Origin of the sequence: Pseudomonas sp. Irchel 3A7, from assembly GCF_900187565.1 — a bacterium.
Classification (GTDB): domain Bacteria; phylum Pseudomonadota; class Gammaproteobacteria; order Pseudomonadales; family Pseudomonadaceae; genus Aquipseudomonas.
The window spans coordinates 327,298-343,159 of sequence record NZ_FYED01000001.1; the positions used below are offsets into that span (position 1 = coordinate 327,298).

Annotated in this window: 17 protein-coding genes and 2 pseudogenes; 15 read left to right on the top strand and 4 right to left on the bottom strand. The window is 60.3% G+C overall.

The window, feature by feature from the left end; genetic code table 11:
* Positions 1 to 218: 218 nt before the first annotated feature.
* Positions 219 to 1,898 carry a class II poly(R)-hydroxyalkanoic acid synthase gene (phaC, locus tag CKW21_RS01445; RefSeq protein WP_095192248.1) on the top strand — a complete coding sequence of 560 codons (1,680 nt, stop codon included), beginning with the start codon at positions 219 to 221 and terminating at the stop codon, positions 1,896 to 1,898.
* A 20-nt stretch (positions 1,899 to 1,918) separates the two neighbouring features.
* On the opposite strand, the pseudogene CKW21_RS31665 reads toward phaC (CKW21_RS01445), so the two are convergent.
* A pseudogene (locus tag CKW21_RS31665) lies at positions 1,919 to 2,023 on the bottom strand (metal ABC transporter ATP-binding protein); the annotation flags it as partial.
* A 23-nt stretch (positions 2,024 to 2,046) separates the two neighbouring features.
* On the opposite strand from CKW21_RS31665, the gene phaZ reads away from it, so the two are divergent.
* The 3 genes from phaZ (at position 2,047) to CKW21_RS01465 (ending at position 5,391) form a co-directional block, all read left to right on the top strand.
* Positions 2,047 to 2,901: a poly(3-hydroxyalkanoate) depolymerase gene (gene phaZ / locus CKW21_RS01455; RefSeq protein WP_095192250.1), complete on the top strand. Its 855-nt coding sequence runs from the start codon at positions 2,047 to 2,049 to the stop codon at positions 2,899 to 2,901.
* Positions 2,902 to 3,027: 126 nt separating this feature from the next.
* Positions 3,028 to 4,710, top strand: coding sequence for a class II poly(R)-hydroxyalkanoic acid synthase (phaC, locus tag CKW21_RS01460; RefSeq protein ID WP_095192251.1), 1,683 nt, complete (start codon positions 3,028 to 3,030; stop codon positions 4,708 to 4,710).
* A 60-nt stretch (positions 4,711 to 4,770) separates the two neighbouring features.
* Positions 4,771 to 5,391 carry a TetR/AcrR family transcriptional regulator gene (locus CKW21_RS01465; protein WP_095192252.1) on the top strand — a complete coding sequence of 207 codons (621 nt, stop codon included), beginning with the start codon at positions 4,771 to 4,773 and terminating at the stop codon, positions 5,389 to 5,391.
* Between the two features lie 194 nt (positions 5,392 to 5,585).
* Here CKW21_RS01465 and CKW21_RS01470 read toward each other — a convergent pair whose 3' ends face one another.
* From CKW21_RS01470 to CKW21_RS01480, 3 genes are all read right to left on the bottom strand, one after another.
* On the bottom strand, positions 5,586 to 6,434 hold the full coding sequence (locus tag CKW21_RS01470) for a phasin family protein (protein ID WP_095192253.1): 849 nt from the start codon (positions 6,432 to 6,434) through the stop codon (positions 5,586 to 5,588).
* A 10-nt stretch (positions 6,435 to 6,444) separates the two neighbouring features.
* The gene (locus CKW21_RS01475) at positions 6,445 to 6,867 is read right to left on the bottom strand and encodes a phasin family protein (protein ID WP_095192254.1); all 423 of its coding nucleotides are present in this window, start codon (positions 6,865 to 6,867) and stop codon (positions 6,445 to 6,447) included.
* Between the two features lie 249 nt (positions 6,868 to 7,116).
* Positions 7,117 to 7,392, bottom strand: coding sequence for a polyhydroxyalkanoic acid system family protein (locus CKW21_RS01480; protein ID WP_095192255.1), 276 nt, complete (start codon positions 7,390 to 7,392; stop codon positions 7,117 to 7,119).
* 155 nt (positions 7,393 to 7,547) lie between these two features.
* On the opposite strand from CKW21_RS01480, the gene ubiE reads away from it, so the two are divergent.
* The 11 genes and pseudogenes from ubiE to CKW21_RS32135 all read left to right on the top strand — a co-directional run bounded on the left by ubiE (position 7,548) and on the right by CKW21_RS32135 (position 15,820).
* Positions 7,548 to 8,318, top strand: coding sequence for a bifunctional demethylmenaquinone methyltransferase/2-methoxy-6-polyprenyl-1,4-benzoquinol methylase UbiE (gene ubiE / locus CKW21_RS01485; RefSeq protein WP_033045331.1), 771 nt, complete (start codon positions 7,548 to 7,550; stop codon positions 8,316 to 8,318).
* A complete protein-coding gene (locus tag CKW21_RS01490; RefSeq protein WP_095192256.1) occupies positions 8,318 to 8,941 on the top strand; it encodes an SCP2 domain-containing protein in 624 nt (207 codons plus the stop codon). The genes ubiE and CKW21_RS01490 overlap by 1 nt, the downstream gene beginning before the upstream one ends.
* Positions 8,938 to 10,542: a ubiquinone biosynthesis regulatory protein kinase UbiB gene (gene ubiB, locus CKW21_RS01495; protein WP_095192257.1), complete on the top strand. Its 1,605-nt coding sequence runs from the start codon at positions 8,938 to 8,940 to the stop codon at positions 10,540 to 10,542. The genes CKW21_RS01490 and ubiB overlap by 4 nt, the downstream gene beginning before the upstream one ends.
* Positions 10,543 to 10,709: 167 nt before the next feature.
* Complete coding sequence (gene hisI / locus CKW21_RS01500; protein ID WP_007989281.1) at positions 10,710 to 11,111, top strand: phosphoribosyl-AMP cyclohydrolase; 402 nt, start codon at positions 10,710 to 10,712, stop codon at positions 11,109 to 11,111.
* A complete protein-coding gene (locus CKW21_RS01505; protein ID WP_046816939.1) occupies positions 11,104 to 11,436 on the top strand; it encodes a phosphoribosyl-ATP diphosphatase in 333 nt (110 codons plus the stop codon). The genes hisI and CKW21_RS01505 overlap by 8 nt, the downstream gene beginning before the upstream one ends.
* 25 nt (positions 11,437 to 11,461) lie before the next feature.
* A complete protein-coding gene (locus tag CKW21_RS01510; RefSeq protein WP_095192258.1) occupies positions 11,462 to 11,740 on the top strand; it encodes a twin-arginine translocase TatA/TatE family subunit in 279 nt (92 codons plus the stop codon).
* Between the two features lie 10 nt (positions 11,741 to 11,750).
* Positions 11,751 to 12,194 (top strand): Sec-independent protein translocase protein TatB, encoded by a 444-nt coding sequence (tatB, locus tag CKW21_RS01515; RefSeq protein ID WP_095192259.1) that lies wholly within the window; start codon positions 11,751 to 11,753, stop codon positions 12,192 to 12,194.
* Positions 12,191 to 12,985 (top strand): twin-arginine translocase subunit TatC, encoded by a 795-nt coding sequence (tatC, locus tag CKW21_RS01520; protein WP_095192260.1) that lies wholly within the window; start codon positions 12,191 to 12,193, stop codon positions 12,983 to 12,985. The genes tatB and tatC overlap by 4 nt, the downstream gene beginning before the upstream one ends.
* Positions 12,982 to 13,689, top strand: coding sequence for a 16S rRNA (uracil(1498)-N(3))-methyltransferase (locus CKW21_RS01525; protein ID WP_095192261.1), 708 nt, complete (start codon positions 12,982 to 12,984; stop codon positions 13,687 to 13,689). Before tatC ends, CKW21_RS01525 begins: the two co-directional genes overlap by 4 nt.
* A 214-nt stretch (positions 13,690 to 13,903) precedes the next feature.
* Positions 13,904 to 14,965 (top strand): annotated as a pseudogene (locus CKW21_RS32130) (methyl-accepting chemotaxis protein); the annotation flags it as partial.
* A gap of 141 nt (positions 14,966 to 15,106) precedes the next feature.
* Entirely contained in the window at positions 15,107 to 15,820 is a 714-nt protein-coding gene (locus CKW21_RS32135; protein WP_371917498.1) for a methyl-accepting chemotaxis protein, read from the top strand.
* Positions 15,821 to 15,862: the final 42 nt, after the last annotated feature.

Below are 15,862 nucleotides of genomic sequence, written 5' to 3' on the forward strand. Positions count from 1 at the left end.
TCTGTTTGAATGCTCCGCTTCGATGCCGGTGATTGGCCTGCTTGCGAAAAAAATTAAACTCGGGTAACCAATGGAGCTGGCAAGTTCCCTGCAGTGCTCTCTGCGAAGAAAAAGCAGCGATGCAGAATTAACGGTCACCCGAGCAGTAGTACCTGGAATTGGTTGTGTGACTGCACAGCGGGACCGGGTACTCGTCTCAGGACAATGGAGCGTCGTAGATGAGTAACAAGAATAACGATGACTTGAAGTATCAGGCCTCGGAAAATACCTTGGGACTGAATCCTGTCGTTGGGCTGCGTGGAAAGGATCTACTGGCTTCTGCTCGAATGGTACTCAGGCAAGCCATCAAACAACCGGTGCACAGCGCCAGGCATGTCGCGCATTTCGGCCTGGAACTCAAGAACGTGTTGTTCGGCAAGTCCGAGCTGCAACCGACCAGCGACGATCGCCGTTTCGCCGATCCGGCCTGGAGCCAGAACCCGCTCTACAAACGTTATTTGCAAACCTACCTGGCGTGGCGCAAGGAACTCCACGACTGGATCGACGACAGCAACCTCTCGGCCAAGGACGTCGCCCGCGGGCACTTCGTGATCAACCTCGTGACCGAAGCCATGGCCCCGACCAATACGGCGGCCAACCCGGCAGCGGTCAAGCGCTTCTTCGAAACCGGCGGCAAGAGCCTGCTCGACGGCCTCTCGCACCTGGCCAAGGACATGGTGCACAACGGCGGCATGCCGAGCCAGGTCAACATGGGTGCGTTCGAAGTCGGCAAGACCCTGGGCGTGACCGAAGGCGCGGTGGTGTTCCGCAACGATGTGCTGGAGCTGATCCAGTACAAACCGATCACCGAGCAGGTTCACGAACGCCCGCTCCTGGTGGTGCCGCCGCAGATCAACAAGTTCTATGTTTTCGACCTGAGCCCGGACAAGAGCCTGGCGCGTTTCTGCCTGCGCAACAACGTGCAGACCTTCATCGTCAGCTGGCGCAACCCGACCAAGGAGCAGCGCGAGTGGGGCCTGTCGACCTACATCGAGGCGCTCAAGGAAGCGGTCGACGTGGTCACCGCCATCACCGGCAGCAAAGACGTGAACATGCTCGGCGCCTGCTCCGGCGGCATCACCTGCACCGCGCTGCTGGGCCACTACGCCGCGATCGGCGAGAACAAGGTCAACGCCCTCACCCTGCTGGTGAGCGTGCTGGATACCACCCTGGACAGCGATGTAGCCCTGTTCGTCGACGAGCAGACCCTCGAGGCCGCCAAGCGCCACTCGTATCAGGCCGGTGTGCTGGAAGGTCGCGACATGGCCAAGGTCTTTGCCTGGATGCGCCCCAATGACCTGATCTGGAACTACTGGGTCAACAACTACCTGCTGGGCAACGAGCCACCGGTTTTCGACATCCTGTTCTGGAACAACGACACCACGCGATTGCCCGCAGCATTCCACGGCGATCTGATCGAAATGTTCAAAAACAATCCATTGATCCGCCCGAATGCACTGGAGGTGTGCGGTACCGCCATCGACCTCAAGCAAGTGACGGCCGATATCTTTTCCCTGGCCGGCACCAACGACCACATCACCCCGTGGAAGTCCTGCTACAAGTCGGCGCAGTTGTTTGGCGGCAATGTCGAATTTGTGCTGTCCAGCAGCGGGCACATCCAGAGCATCCTGAACCCGCCGGGCAACCCGAAATCCCGTTACATGACCAGCACGGAAATGGCGGACAGTGCCGAGCAGTGGCAAGAGAACTCCACCAAGCACACCGATTCCTGGTGGCTGCACTGGCAAGCCTGGCAGGCCCAGCGCTCGGGCGAGCTGAAAAAGGCCCCGGCAAAACTGGGCAACAAGGCTTATCCGGCAGGCGAAGCATCGCCGGGTACTTACGTACATGAGCGGTAACTGACACACCCCGTCTCCCCCTGTGGGAGCGAGCCTGCTCGCGAATGCGGTTGCACATTCAACATCGAGGTCGACTGACCCGACGCTTTCGCGAGCAGGCTCGCTCCCACAAGGGAGTCGGGGATGACTTAATCCACAGGGCTAGAGCATGCCGCAACCGTTCATATTCCGTACCGTCGACCTGGATGGACAGACCCTCCGCACGGCGGTGCGCCCCGGCAAGCCTCACTTGACGCCCTTGCTGATTTTCAACGGCATTGGCGCCAACCTGGAGCTGGTGTTTCCGTTCGTCGCGGCACTGGACCCGGACCTGGAAGTCATCGCATTCGACGTTCCAGGTGTCGGTGGTTCGTCGACGCCCAATCGCCCTTATCGCTTTCCCAGCCTGGCGAAGCTCACGGCACGCATGCTCGACTACCTCGACTACGGGCAGGTCAATGTGATCGGTGTGTCCTGGGGTGGCGCCCTGGCCCAGCAGTTCGCCTATGACTATCCGGAGCGCTGCAAGAAGCTTGTACTGGCGGCGACGGCGGCGGGCGCGGTGATGGTACCGGGCAAACCGAAAGTGCTGTGGATGATGGCCAGCCCCAGACGCTACATCCAGCCTTCGCACGTGATCCGCATCGCACCGATGATCTACGGCGGCTCCTTCCGGCGCGATCCGACGCTCGCTGCCAGCCACGCGGCCAAGGTGCGTTCGGCGGGCAAGCTCGGGTACTACTGGCAGCTGTTCGCCGGTCTCGGCTGGACCAGCATTCACTGGCTGCACAAGATCAACCAGCCGACCCTGGTCCTGGCCGGCGACGACGATCCACTGATCCCGCTGGTCAACATGCGCTTGCTGGCATGGCGGATTCCCAACGCCCAGTTGCACATCATCGATGACGGCCATCTGTTCCTGATTACCCGGGCCGAAGCCGTGGCGCCGATCATCATGAAGTTTCTCGAAGAGGAACGTCAGCGTGCGGTGATGCATCCGCATCCGTCGCCACTGGGCGGTTAATCAGCCCTGTTTTTATTCAAGAAAAGTGGACGGCAGGACGCCGCGCCGCGCAACAACCCGCTACAGCGTCTATGGTGTTCTGGTTCGGTGTTTGTATTTGGCCTGAAGACGAAGGAGTGTTGACTCATGCGCGACAAACCAGCGAGGGATTCATTACCGACTCCCGCCGCGTTCATCAATGCACAGAGTGCGATTACCGGCCTGCGGGGTCGGGATCTGTTTTCAACCCTGCGCAGCGTTGCCGCCCATGGTTTGCGCAACCCGGTGCACAGTGCCCGGCACGCCCTGAAGCTGGGCGGTCAATTGGGCCGAGTGTTGCTGGGCGAAACCCTGCACCCGACCAACCCGCAGGACAGCCGTTTCGCCGACCCGGCATGGAGCCTCAACCCGTTTTATCGTCGCAGCCTGCAGGCCTACCTGAGCTGGCAGAAGCAGGTCAAAAGCTGGATCGACGAAAGCAACATGAGCCCGGACGATCGCGCTCGCGCGCACTTTGCGTTCGCCCTGCTCAACGATGCCGTGGCGCCGTCCAACAGCCTTCTCAATCCGCTGGCGATCAAGGAAATCTTCAACTCCGGCGGTAACAGCCTGGTGCGCGGGATCAGCCATCTGGTGGACGACTTCCTGCACAACGATGGCCTGCCCCGTCAGGTCACCAAGCAGGCCTTCGAGGTCGGCAAGACCGTCGCGACCACTACCGGTGCCGTGGTGTTTCGCAACGAACTGCTGGAGCTGATCCAGTACAAGCCGATGAGCGAAAAGCAGTATTCAAAACCGCTGCTGGTGGTGCCTCCGCAGATCAATAAGTACTACATTTTCGACCTGAGCCCCCACAACAGCTTTGTCCAGTTCGCGCTCAAGAATGGCCTGCAAACCTTCGTGATCAGTTGGCGCAATCCGGATGTGCGCCACCGCGAATGGGGTCTGTCGACCTACGTTGAAGCGGTGGAAGAAGCCATGAATGTCTGCCGGGCGATCACCGGTGCCCGTGAAGTCAATCTGATGGGTGCCTGTGCCGGCGGGCTGACCATTGCCGCGCTGCAAGGTCACCTGCAGGCCAAGCGCCAGCTGCGGCGGGTGTCCAGCGCGACCTACCTGGTGAGCCTGCTCGACAGCCAGCTGGATACGCCGGCGACCCTGTTCGCCGACGAACAGACCCTGGAAGCCGCCAAGCGTCGCTCCTATCAGAAAGGTGTGCTCGACGGCCGGGACATGGCCAAGGTCTTTGCCTGGATGCGCCCCAACGACTTGATCTGGAGTTACTTCGTCAACAACTACCTGCTGGGCAAGGAGCCACCGGCGTTCGACATTCTCTACTGGAACAATGACAACACGCGCCTGCCGGCAGCCCTGCATGGCGACTTGCTGGACTTCTTCAAGCACAACCCGCTGAGCCATCCGGGTGGCCTCGAAGTGTGCGGCACGCCGATCGATTTGCAGAAGGTCACTGTCGACAGCTTCAGCGTGGCGGGCATCAACGACCACATCACCCCGTGGGATGCAGTCTATCGCTCGACGCTGCTGCTGGGGGGAGACCGCCGCTTCGTGCTGTCCAACAGCGGTCACGTGCAGAGCATTCTCAATCCGCCGAGCAACCCCAAGGCCAACTACGTCGAAGGCGCCAAACTGAGCAGCGACCCACGGGCCTGGTACTACGACGCCAAGCAAGTCGACGGCAGTTGGTGGACGCAATGGCTGGGCTGGATTCAGGAACGTTCGGGGGCGCAAAAGGAAACCCTGATGACCCTCGGCAACCAGAACTATCCACCGATGGAGGCGGCGCCCGGTACTTACGTGCGCGTGCGCTGACGTTCAAACGACCCACGGCCGCTCCCGGCCGTGGCATGACCCGAACATTAAGAAGACTGGATGAAAACCCGCGACCGCATCCTCGAATGTGCCCTGCAGTTGTTCAATCAGAAGGGCGAACCTAACGTCTCCACCATGGAAGTTGCCAACGAAATGGGCATCAGCCCGGGCAACCTCTACTACCACTTCCACGGCAAGGAGCCGTTGATACTCGGGCTGTTCGAACGCTTCCAGGCCGAACTGTCTCCCCTGCTCGATCCACCGTCCGACGTCGAACTGGCCCCCGAAGATTATTGGCTGTTCCTGCACCTGATCGTCGAACGCCTGGCCCAATACCGCTTTCTGTTCCAGGACCTGTCGAACCTGGCCGGACGCTTGCCAAAACTGGCCAAGGGTATTCGCAGCTTGCTCAATGGGCTGAAACGCACATTGGCTTCGCTGCTGGCACGATTGAAGGCTCAGGGGCAGTTGGTCAGTGACACCCAGGCCTTGGGCCAACTGGTGGAACAAATCACCCTGACGCTACTGTTCTCTCTGGACTATCAGCGGATTCTCGATCGAGAAGGTGAAGTGAGGCTGGTGGTGTACCAGATCATGATGCTGGTGGCGCCGCATCTGTTGCCGCCGATCAAGGTGGCGACGGAGCGCTTGGCACTTCAATACCTCGAAGAGCACGAATAACCCTGACCACCACAATCTCTGTGGGAGCGAGCCTGCTCGCGAAAGCGGTGTGACAGTCACCATCAATGCTGAATGGCATACCGCATTCGCGAGCAGGCTCGCTCCCACAGTGGATCTATGGCGATGCCAAGCCTATGCACAAACAAAAACGCCCGACCTTGGCAGGCCGGGCGTTTTTTTGGAGCCCTGAAGAATCAGGACTGACTGGTTGGCGTCGATGGAGCTGGCGCGGCAGTCGGGGTCACAGCAGGGGTCGGCGCGGTAGCGGAGTTCGATGCGCTGACCGGAGCGGCCGGGGTTGCCGGTTTGGCGGCTGCCACTGCCGGTTTTGGTGCGGCGGCTTTTGGAGCGGCCGGCTTTTTCACTGCTGGCTTCTTCGCGGCGGCAGGTTTTACTGCAGGTTTCGCGGCTGCGGTTTTTGCTGCTGCAGGCTTGGCAGCAGGTTTCGCTGCCGGTTTAGCCGCGGCTTTTGCTGCTACCGGTTTGGCTGCAGTCTTGGCAGCAGGTTTTGCAGCAGCCGTTTTGGCAGCGGGTTTAGCCGCCGCTTTGGCCAGTGGCTTGGCTGCGGATTTGGCGGCCGGTTTGGCAGCGGGTTTGGCTGCCGCGGTTTTCGCCGCAACAGGCGCAACCTTGGCCCCGGTCAGTTTTTCGATTTGCTTGGTGAGGGTATCGACCTTGCTATGCAGTGCCTTGACCTCATTGCGGCTCGGCACGCCCAGGCGCGAAATGGCGCTGTTCAGACGCTTGTCGAAAGCCCCTTCCAGCTCATCCCACTTGCCCAGCGCTTTGTCTTTCACGCCGCTGATGCGCGACTTGGCCGAAGAGGCAGAGCCCTTGGCGCTGTCCTTGGCAGTGTCGACTTTCTTGCCAATCGCCTTCTCGGCCTTCTCGCCGTCTTTAACCAATGCATCGAAGATTTTGCTGCCGTCAGTGTCGATCTTCGAGTACACGCCTAAACCAGCCAGCCAGATCTTGCGGGAGTAGTCTTCGACTTTCCCGATCCACGAGCTGCCTTCTTTTTCGGTGTTCTTTTTAACAGCCATCCCGTTCTCCTTAAGATTTACGCGCGACGCGTTCGAGCAATGCCGTCAGCTCATCGAGCTTGACAGAGAGTGTCTCCACGTCATGTTTAGACGGAATGCCGATACGATTCAAGGCACTTGCAACGCGCGAGTCAAAAGCCTTCTCGACCTTGTCGAGCTGAACTTCAACCTTGCCCTTGAATGTACTCACTTCGTTCTTGGCTTCATCGATCTCGGCATTGGCCGCTTCGAGCTTCTCGGCAACTACTTTTTTTCCTTTCGTTTCAACAGTTTGACCAGCCTTGATCAACTCTTGAAAGTACTCGCTGCCCTCTTGGCCAACCTTGGCGTAGGCACCCAGGCCTGCCAGCCAGATCTTGCGGGCATACGATTTGACGTCGCCCAGAGCGGTAGTCGAAGCGTCGATTTTTTTCTTCAAAATAACTTTGGCCATGGTGCACCTCACGCGCAGAAGGTTTGAGGAACTGCCCGCGAAAGTGTCGGGCTCCGGCACAAAGTAGGGAGAAAAATTAGAAACGGCACCCTAACAACTGACATAAACCCTGGATTCACCACCACCAAACCTGTGGGAGCGAGCCTGCTCGCGAAGAGGGCGGAAAATCCAACATGGAAGTTGGCTGACACACCGCTTTCGCGAGCAGGCTCGCTCCCACAATGGATTTCGTTCCAATCAGAGATCAGGTCAGACGAGCGCTTTATCCAGCGCCTTTTCGATTTCCGATTTGATCATGCCGCTCATGGCCGACATCATCAGGCCCAACTCCACATCGACTCTGATCGAGTCTTCGCTTACAGACACAGCACCTTTCACACCCGGGCGCGTGAGATTCAGGGTGTCGCCGGACCATTGCGGCGCCAGGCCATACTGGTCGGAGAGTTTCTGCGCCAGCTTGTCCGCCTTCTCGCGCGCCGCTTCCTTACCCAGGCCGTGGGCACGCTCAACACTAATACGGGCCATCGAATGACTCCTGTTCTATGAATACTGATTCGGTGGATCCTGACCGCTGCTGCGGCAAAACGTCCCGAGGTTGACCCATCTTACCTTCAGCCTTGCCAAGACAAAGCATCCCATGGGGATTAGAATGTCGCGCATTCTCTTTTGGTGACAGCGATATGACTGATCAGCGCAAAGGCAACGATGCCGAACCCACCACTCACTTCGGCTTCAAAAACGTTCCGGAAAGCCAGAAAGCGGAAAAAGTCGCTGAAGTTTTCCATTCGGTAGCGGCCAAGTACGACCTGATGAACGACCTCCTGTCGGGCGGCATGCACCGTCTGTGGAAGCGTTTCGCGATCGAACTGTCGGGCGTGCGCACCGGCAACCGCGTGCTGGACATCGCCGGCGGCACCGGCGACCTTACCCGCAAATTCTCGCATCTTGTTGGTCCGACCGGTCAGGTCGTACTGGCCGACATCAACGAATCCATGCTAAAGGTCGGTCGTGACCGCCTGCTGGACCTCGGTGTGGCCGGCAACGTCGAGTTCGTCCAGGCCGACGCGGAAAAGCTGCCATTCCCGGACAACCACTTCGACTGCGTGACCATCGCCTTCGGCCTGCGCAACGTGACGCATAAAGAGGACGCCCTGCGTTCGATGCTGCGTGTACTCAAGCCCGGCGGCCGCCTGCTGGTGCTGGAGTTCTCCAAGCCGACCAACGCGCTGATGTCCAAGGCCTACGACGCCTACTCGTTCGCCTTCATGCCGCTGATGGGCAAGCTGATCACCAATGATTCGGAAAGCTATCGCTACCTGGCCGAATCGATCCGCATGCACCCGAACCAGGAAACCCTGAAGTCGATGATGGTCGAGGCCGGTTTCGACCGCGTGACCTATCACAACATGACCGCAGGCATCGTCGCCTTGCACCGCGGCATCAAACCCTGATGCTGCTCGCCGGCCTGCTCGCCAGCGTTGAACTCGGTCTGAACCGGGTGCTGCGACTCGACAGCACGGCGCTGCCGCGGCTCGCGCATTTGAGCGGCAAAGTGATTGCCGTCGATTGCCGCAGCCCGGCGCTGCAATTGTTCATCCTGCCCAGCGATGAAGGCCTGATGCTCGCCTCCCAGTGGGAAACCGGCGCCGATTGCACCTTGCGTGCACCGGCCTCCAGCCTGCTGAAACTGGCGATGAGCAAGGACAAGACTGCGGTGCTGCATGCACCCGAAGTCGAGCTCGATGGCGACAGCGGTGTGCTGTTGGAACTGGCGGCTATCCTGCAGGACCTCGAACTGGACTGGGAGTATGAACTCTCACGCTGGCTCGGCCCCGTCGCCACACAATTGGTCGGCGGCCACCTGCGCAGCCGCGCCCGCTGGTATCAACAAGGATTTGCCAGCCTCAACCAGAACCTCGCCGAATACCTGGCCGAAGAGTCGCGCACCCTTGTGGGGCAGCGCGAAGCTGAAGCCCGATTCAGTGAACTGGACCGGATCAAACTCGATCTGGAACGACTTGAGGCGCGTTTCGAGCGCCTTTCCCGATCCCTCGACCCAAGCGATAACGCATGAAGCTGCTTGCCGTCCGCCGTCTGTTGCGCATCCAGCGCGTCGTGATCCGCTACCGCCTCGATGACCTGCTGTTCGCCCTGCCGCTGCCCTGGTTTTTGCTGGTGCTGCGTTATGCCTTGCCGTGGCGCTGGTTCCCGCGCAAGACCCTGGACCTGAGCCGTGGCGCCCGATTGCGCCTGGCGCTCCAGGACCTGGGGCCGATATTCATCAAGTTCGGGCAGATTCTGTCCACCCGTCGCGATCTGCTGCCCGAAGACATCGCCGATGAATTGATGATGTTGCAGGACCGGGTGCCGCCGTTCGACTCGCAAGTGTCGGTCAAGCTGATCGAAGAGCAGCTCGGCAAAAAGATCAGCGAGGTGTTCAGCCGCTTCGACGTTGAACCGCTGGCCTCGGCCTCGGTGGCGCAGGTGCATGCCGCGCAACTGAAAACCGGTGAAGAAGTGGTGGTCAAGGTGATCCGCCCGGGCCTCAAACCGGTGATCGCCCAAGATCTGGCGTGGCTGTTCATCCTGGCCCGCGCCGCCGAAAAAGTTTCGGCCGATGCGCGCCTGCTGCACCCGGTGGACGTGGTCAGCGACTATGAAAAAACCATCTATGACGAACTCGACCTGCTGCGTGAGGCGGCCAACGCCAGCCAGCTGAAACGTAACTTCGAGGGTTCGCCGCTACTGTACGTGCCGCAAGTCTACTGGGACTGGTGCCGGCCGAAAGTGCTGGTGATGGAGCGCATCTACGGAATTCAGGTCACCGACCTGGCCACCCTGGCCGACCAGCGAACTGACATGAAAATGCTCGCCGAGCGCGGCGTGGAAATCTTCTTCACCCAGGTGTTCCGCGACAGCTTCTTCCATGCCGACATGCACCCCGGCAACATTTTCGTCAGCACCGTGCAGCCGTGGAGCCCGCAATACATCGCGATCGACTGCGGCATCGTCGGCAGCCTGACCCCGGAAGACCAGGATTATCTGGCCCGCAACCTGTTCGCGTTCTTCAAGCGTGATTACCGTCGTGTCGCGCAATTGCACATCGATTCGGGATGGGTACCGGCGGAAACCAAACTCAACGAATTCGAAGCGGCGATCCGTACGGTGTGCGAACCGATCTTCGAAAAACCGTTAAAAGATATTTCCTTCGGTCAGGTGTTGATGCGCCTGTTCCAGACGGCCCGGCGCTTCAACATGGAAGTGCAGCCGCAGCTTGTTCTTTTGCAGAAAACCCTGTTGAACATCGAAGGCCTCGGCCGCCAGCTGTACCCGGACCTCGACCTGTGGAACACCGCGCAACCGTTCCTCGAGCGCTGGATGCGCGAGCGCGTGAGCCCCAAGGCCTTGTTTGGCAACGTTCAGGGCCAGATCGAGCAGATCCCGCACCTGGCCAACATGACCCGCGACTTGCTCGAACGCCTGTCCCAGCCCCACGCCAGCGACCCGTCGCCACCCTGGCACCGACGCCGCGACGACTGGTTCCTGCGGTTACTCGGCACCGCCCATCTGGCCGGCGGCGCGATCCTGGCAGCAGGCGGGCCGTTGAACGACCTGGCCTACTGGCCGGCGGGCATCATGATGGCCGTCGGCTTGTATCTGGTCGTTCGTCGATAGCATGAATCAGCTGCAAGTTATAAGCTGCAAGCTTCAAGCGGTGCCCGTCGCATTCATGTTTGACTTAGGCCTGTAGATCGCACATTGCACATTACGAAAAACCTAAGCGAACTGGCTTTTACTTGCAGCTTGAAGCTTGAAGCTTGGAGCTACTTCAGGAACTGAAGATGAAAAACTGGCTGGACGAGATCAAGTGGGACGCCGATGGCCTGGTACCGGCAATTGCCCAGGATCACAAGACCGGGCGCGTCCTCATGATGGCCTGGATGAACCGCGAAGCGCTGGAACTGACCGCTGCCGAGAACCGTGCGATCTACTGGTCACGCTCTCGTGGCAAACTGTGGCGCAAGGGCGAAGAGTCCGGCCATGTGCAGACCCTGCACGAGATGCGCCTGGACTGTGACGCTGACGTCATCATTTTGATGGTCGAGCAGATCGGCGACATCGCCTGCCATACCGGCCGTCAGAGCTGCTTCTACCGCGTCTACGAAAACGGCGACTGGACAACCGTCGACCCGGTCCTCAAAGATCCGCATGCCATTTACTCCGCAGGACACAAACATGAGTGACACACTGACCCGTCTGGCCCAGGTGCTGGAAGAGCGCAAAGGCGCCGCCGCCGACAGCTCGTATGTCGCCAGCCTGTACCACAAGGGCTTGAACAAGATTCTGGAAAAAGTCGGCGAAGAGTCGGTCGAAACCATCATTGCCGCCAAGGATGCCGCCGTCAGCGGCGACTGCAGCGATGTGATCTACGAAACCGCCGATTTGTGGTTCCACAGCATGGTCATGCTCGCCCAATTGGGGCAGCATCCACAGGCTGTACTCGATGAACTGGACCGTCGCTTCGGTCTGTCCGGACACGCTGAGAAAGCCTCGCGTCCGTCCGCCTGAATAACTATTAGAGAGGAGCAGCAATATGGGCATTTTTGACTGGAAACACTGGGTCGTCATCCTGGTTGTTGTCGTGCTGGTATTCGGTACCAAAAAGCTGAAAAACCTCGGAACCGACGTTGGCGAATCGATCAAGGGCTTCCGCAAGGCCATGAACGACGACGAAAAACCGGCCGATCCGACCGCGACTCCAGCCCAACCGGTTCCGCCTGTTCAGCCACAAGCCACACAGTCGGTAAACCAGCCGCACACCATCGACGTGCAGGCACAGAAAGTCGAAGAGCCGATCCGCAAAGACGTGTGAGCACTGACTAATGTTTGGTATCAGCTTCTCTGAACTGCTGCTCGTCGGCCTCGTTGCCCTGCTGGTGCTGGGTCCCGAACGCCTGCCGGGCGCTGCGCGCACCGCCGGCCTGTGGGTCGGGCGCCTGAAGCGCAGCTTCAATGCGATCAAACAGGAAGTTGAACGTGAAATCGGTGCCGACGAAATTCGCCGGCAACTGCACAACGAACACATTCTGTCTCTGGAGCAGGAGGCGCGGAAGATTTTCACGCCGACCCAGCAGGAGCCGACTCCGGTCGAGCCTGTGGCGACGCCGACGATTCATGCGCCTGCCGCCACCGAGTCAGCACCGGTTACAGCGAGCGTGGAACCCGCGCCCGTTGTTGCAGCGCCCTCGACTGAACCTGTTGCTCCAGCCGCTGCGCCTGTCGCGCCGGCCCCTCAAGACCCAACATTGCCGCCGCGAGCCCCATGAGCGATCTTCCTGAAAACGACCAGCACATGCCGCTGGTTTCGCACCTCACCGAGTTGCGCACCCGCCTGCTGCGCTGCGTAGCGGCGGTGTTCATCATCTTCGCCGGGTTGTTCGCCTTCACCCAGCAGATTTACACCTTCGTCTCCACGCCTCTGCGCCAGTACCTGCCAGAAGGCGCAACGATGATCGCCACCGACGTGTCGTCGCCGTTCCTGACGCCACTGAAGCTGACGATGATGGTGTCGCTGTTCCTGGCGATCCCGGTGATCCTGCACCAGATCTGGGGTTTTATCGCGCCGGGCTTGTACAAGCATGAGAAACGCATCGCCGTGCCCTTGCTGGTTTCGAGCATCGTGCTGTTCTACGCCGGCATGGCCTTCGCCTATTTCCTGGTGTTCCCGCTGATCTTCAAGTTCTTCGCTGCCGCCACCCCGGCTGGCGTGGAAATGATGACCGACATCACCAGCTACCTCGACTTCGTCATGACGCTGTTCTTCGCTTTCGGCGTGGCGTTCGAAATCCCGGTGGCCGTGGTGCTGCTGGTATGGATCGGCGTGGTCGACGTCAAATACCTGAAGAAAATCCGCCCGTACGTGATCATCGGCTGCTTCGTGGTCGGCATGATCCTGACACCGCCGGACATCTTTTCGCAGACGCTGCTGGCCGTACCAATGTGGCTGTTGTTCGAAATCGGCATCCTGTTTGGCGGCTTGATCAGCAAGCGCGGCGAACATCCGGATGACCAGCCGGCTGACGATCACAACGACCAGCCGCCAGCGACCCAAGCGTGAACCTGCTGCTCCTCGAAGAGGCCGATTTCATTGCGGCTGACCGTGTGGTGCTGCGCGATCGCCGGTTGACCCACATGCAGGAAGTCCATCGCTGTGAAGTCGGCGACAGCATGCGCGTCGGGCGGATCGGCGGGTTGATGGGCTCGGCCGAAGTGCTGCGCCTGGACGCCGCCGAAGCGGAGTTACGCGTCACTCTCGACCAGCCACCACCGGCCAAGCTGCCATTGACCCTGATTCTGGCCCTGCCACGGCCCAAAATGCTGCGTAGGGTGTTTCAGACCGTGGCGGCCATGGGTGTGCCGCGCATCGTGCTGGTGAACAGCTATCGCGTCGAGAAGAGCTTCTGGCAAACCCCGTTCCTGGAACCGGAAGCCATTCGCGAGCAGTTGATCCTCGGCCTCGAGCAGGCCCGGGACAGCGTGTTGCCGGAGGTCATCATCGAAAAGCGCTTCAAGCCTTTCGTCGAAGACCGTCTGCCGGCGATCAGCGAAAGCACCCTAGGCCTGGTTGGTCATCCCGGCAACTACCCGCCCTGCCCCCGCGCGCTGACTGAACCGGTGACCCTGGCCATCGGCCCGGAAGGCGGATGGATTCCTTACGAAATCGATTTGCTCGGCAAGTCCGGCCTGCAACCGGTTCAGCTCGGCGAGCGCATCCTGCGTGTCGAAACCGCCGTTACCGCACTGCTGGCACGCCTCTTCTAACCTCCAGCACTGCCCCCCCTGTGGGAGCGAGCCTGCTCGCGAAAGCGGTGTTTCAGCCACTGACATGTCGGCTGACACTCCCTCTTCGCGAGCAGGCTCGCACCCACAGGTCATCATTCGCACCCGCCCGTCCATCGGGTGCCGCCTACAGAACCCCACCCCCCTGCCGATATACCCCCCATAAAACCAATAGATGGTCCGAGGGAGTTGCAGCATGTACCAATGGCTGGCCGAGAAACTAGGGAATGTAAGCGTCAATCGCAAACTGGGCGTCGGCTTTGGCCTGGTGCTGCTGCTGACACTGCTGATCACCGTCACCGGCTGGACCGGCCTGAGTGATGTGACCAGCCGCGGCGACAAGCTGGGGTTCATTTCCGATATCAACGGATTGACCAAAGATTTGCGCATCGCCCGCCTGGACTACGAAATGCGTCGCGGCGAGCAAGGCCCCGGCATCGTCAACGACTTGCTGGCCAAGATCGACACCAGCCTGCAAGCCGCTCGCCAGATGATCGAGCAGCCCGCCGACGTCGCCATGATCGACCAACAACTGGCCGCCCTCAGCCAGTACAAACAAGCCTTCGGCGCCATGACCCAGGCCGGCGCCAACCGTGAAGACGCCCGCAGCAAACTCGGCGCCACTGCCGACAATGCCGTGGCCAAGGTCGCCGAAGTCGAAAAATCCATGTTGCAGGGCGACAGCGTTGCGCAGTTCAACAGCGTGATCGACCTGAGCAAACTGATCCAGCAAGCACGCTTTCAGGTGCGGGGCTACACCTACAGCGGCAAATCCGAGGCCGAGCAGCCCGCGCTGGATGCCATCGACAACGCCCTGAAATACCTCGAAAGCCTGCCGTCGAAACTGCCGGAACAACACATCGCCAACCTTCAGCAAGCAACTGACTCGCTCAAGGCCTACCGCGCGGCCGTCAGCCAGTACCGGGACTCCCAGGTCGCCGCAGCCGAAGCGCTCAAGCGCATGGCTGCCCAAGGTGAAATCCTCCTCGATGTCAGCAAGAAGCTCACCGCCTCACAAACCCTCGTACGCGATACCGACGTGGCGCACGCCAAGAATATGCTACTACTGGCCACCGTCCTGGCCTTGATTTTCGGTCTGTTCGCCGCCTGGGCCATCACGCGCCAGATCGTGATTCCGCTGAATCAAACCCTCAAGGTGGCGGAACGCATCGCCGCCGGTGATTTGACTCACAACCTGACCTCCAAACGTCAGGACGAATTGGGCCAGCTGCAACGCGCCATCCAGAGCATGACCCAAGGCCTTCGCGAACTGATCGGCGGCATTAGCGACGGTGTCACGCAAATCGCCAGCGCCGCCGAAGAGCTCTCGGCGGTCACTGAACAGACCAGTGCCGGGGTCAACAGCCAGAAGGTCGAGACTGACCAGGTGGCCACCGCCATGAACGAAATGACCGCCACCGTGCAGGAAGTCGCGCGCAACGCCGAGGAAGCCTCCGAAGCCGCCGTCGCCGCCGACCAGCAGGCCCGCGAAGGCGACAAGGTGGTCGGCGAAGCCATCGCCCAGATCGAACGCCTGGCCCTGGAAGTCGGTAACTCCACCGAAGCCATGGGCGAGCTCAAGCGCGAGAGCGACAAGATCGGCAGCGTGCTCGACGTGATCAAGTCCGTGGCCCAGCAAACCAACCTGCTGGCGCTCAACGCCGCCATCGAAGCCGCCCGTGCCGGTGAGGCCGGACGCGGGTTTGCCGTGGTCGCCGACGAAGTCCGCAGCCTGGCTCAACGCACACAGAAGTCCACCGAAGAAATCGAAGAGCTGATCGTCGGCTTGCAAAACGGCACCCAGCAAGTGGCGACCATCATGGACAACAGCCGCAGCCTGACCGATAGCAGCGTCGAACTGACCCGCCGCGCCGGCGGCTCACTGGAGAGCATCACCCGCACAGTGTCGGCGATCCAGGCCATGAACCAACAGATCGCCGCCGCTGCCGAGCAACAAAGCGCCGTGGCCGAGGAGATCAACCGCAGCGTGCTGAATGTGCGCGATGTGTCGGATCAGACATCGGCGGCGAGTGAAGAGACAGCGGCGTCCAGTGTTGAGCTGGCGCGGTTGGGGACGCATTTGCAGATGCTGGTGGGCAAGTTCAGGGTTTGAGGTGAAGCGAGGGCCTCGGTTTGCTTGGGACCGAGGTGATGC

Bases quoted from the DNA above. Each gene is read 5' to 3' on its own strand.
- ubiB (WP_095192257.1), top strand. From the start codon at position 8,938: ATGAAGCTGCTTGCCGTCCGCCGTCTGTTGCGCATCCAGCGCGTCGTG.
- tatB (WP_095192259.1), top strand. From the start codon at position 11,751: ATGTTTGGTATCAGCTTCTCTGAACTGCTGCTCGTCGGCCTCGTTGCC.
- phaC (WP_095192251.1), top strand. From the start codon at position 3,028: ATGCGCGACAAACCAGCGAGGGATTCATTACCGACTCCCGCCGCGTTC.
- CKW21_RS01465 (WP_095192252.1), top strand. From the start codon at position 4,771: ATGAAAACCCGCGACCGCATCCTCGAATGTGCCCTGCAGTTGTTCAAT.
- phaC (WP_095192248.1), top strand. From the start codon at position 219: ATGAGTAACAAGAATAACGATGACTTGAAGTATCAGGCCTCGGAAAAT.
- CKW21_RS01490 (WP_095192256.1), top strand. From the start codon at position 8,318: ATGCTGCTCGCCGGCCTGCTCGCCAGCGTTGAACTCGGTCTGAACCGG.
- CKW21_RS01505 (WP_046816939.1), top strand. From the start codon at position 11,104: ATGAGTGACACACTGACCCGTCTGGCCCAGGTGCTGGAAGAGCGCAAA.
- phaZ (WP_095192250.1), top strand. From the start codon at position 2,047: ATGCCGCAACCGTTCATATTCCGTACCGTCGACCTGGATGGACAGACC.
- tatC (WP_095192260.1), top strand. From the start codon at position 12,191: ATGAGCGATCTTCCTGAAAACGACCAGCACATGCCGCTGGTTTCGCAC.
- ubiE (WP_033045331.1), top strand. From the start codon at position 7,548: ATGACTGATCAGCGCAAAGGCAACGATGCCGAACCCACCACTCACTTC.
- CKW21_RS32135 (WP_371917498.1), top strand. From the start codon at position 15,107: ATGAACGAAATGACCGCCACCGTGCAGGAAGTCGCGCGCAACGCCGAG.
- CKW21_RS01510 (WP_095192258.1), top strand. From the start codon at position 11,462: ATGGGCATTTTTGACTGGAAACACTGGGTCGTCATCCTGGTTGTTGTC.
- CKW21_RS01475 (WP_095192254.1), bottom strand. From the start codon at position 6,867: ATGGCCAAAGTTATTTTGAAGAAAAAAATCGACGCTTCGACTACCGCT.
- CKW21_RS01470 (WP_095192253.1), bottom strand. From the start codon at position 6,434: ATGGCTGTTAAAAAGAACACCGAAAAAGAAGGCAGCTCGTGGATCGGG.
- CKW21_RS01480 (WP_095192255.1), bottom strand. From the start codon at position 7,392: ATGGCCCGTATTAGTGTTGAGCGTGCCCACGGCCTGGGTAAGGAAGCG.
- hisI (WP_007989281.1), top strand. From the start codon at position 10,710: ATGAAAAACTGGCTGGACGAGATCAAGTGGGACGCCGATGGCCTGGTA.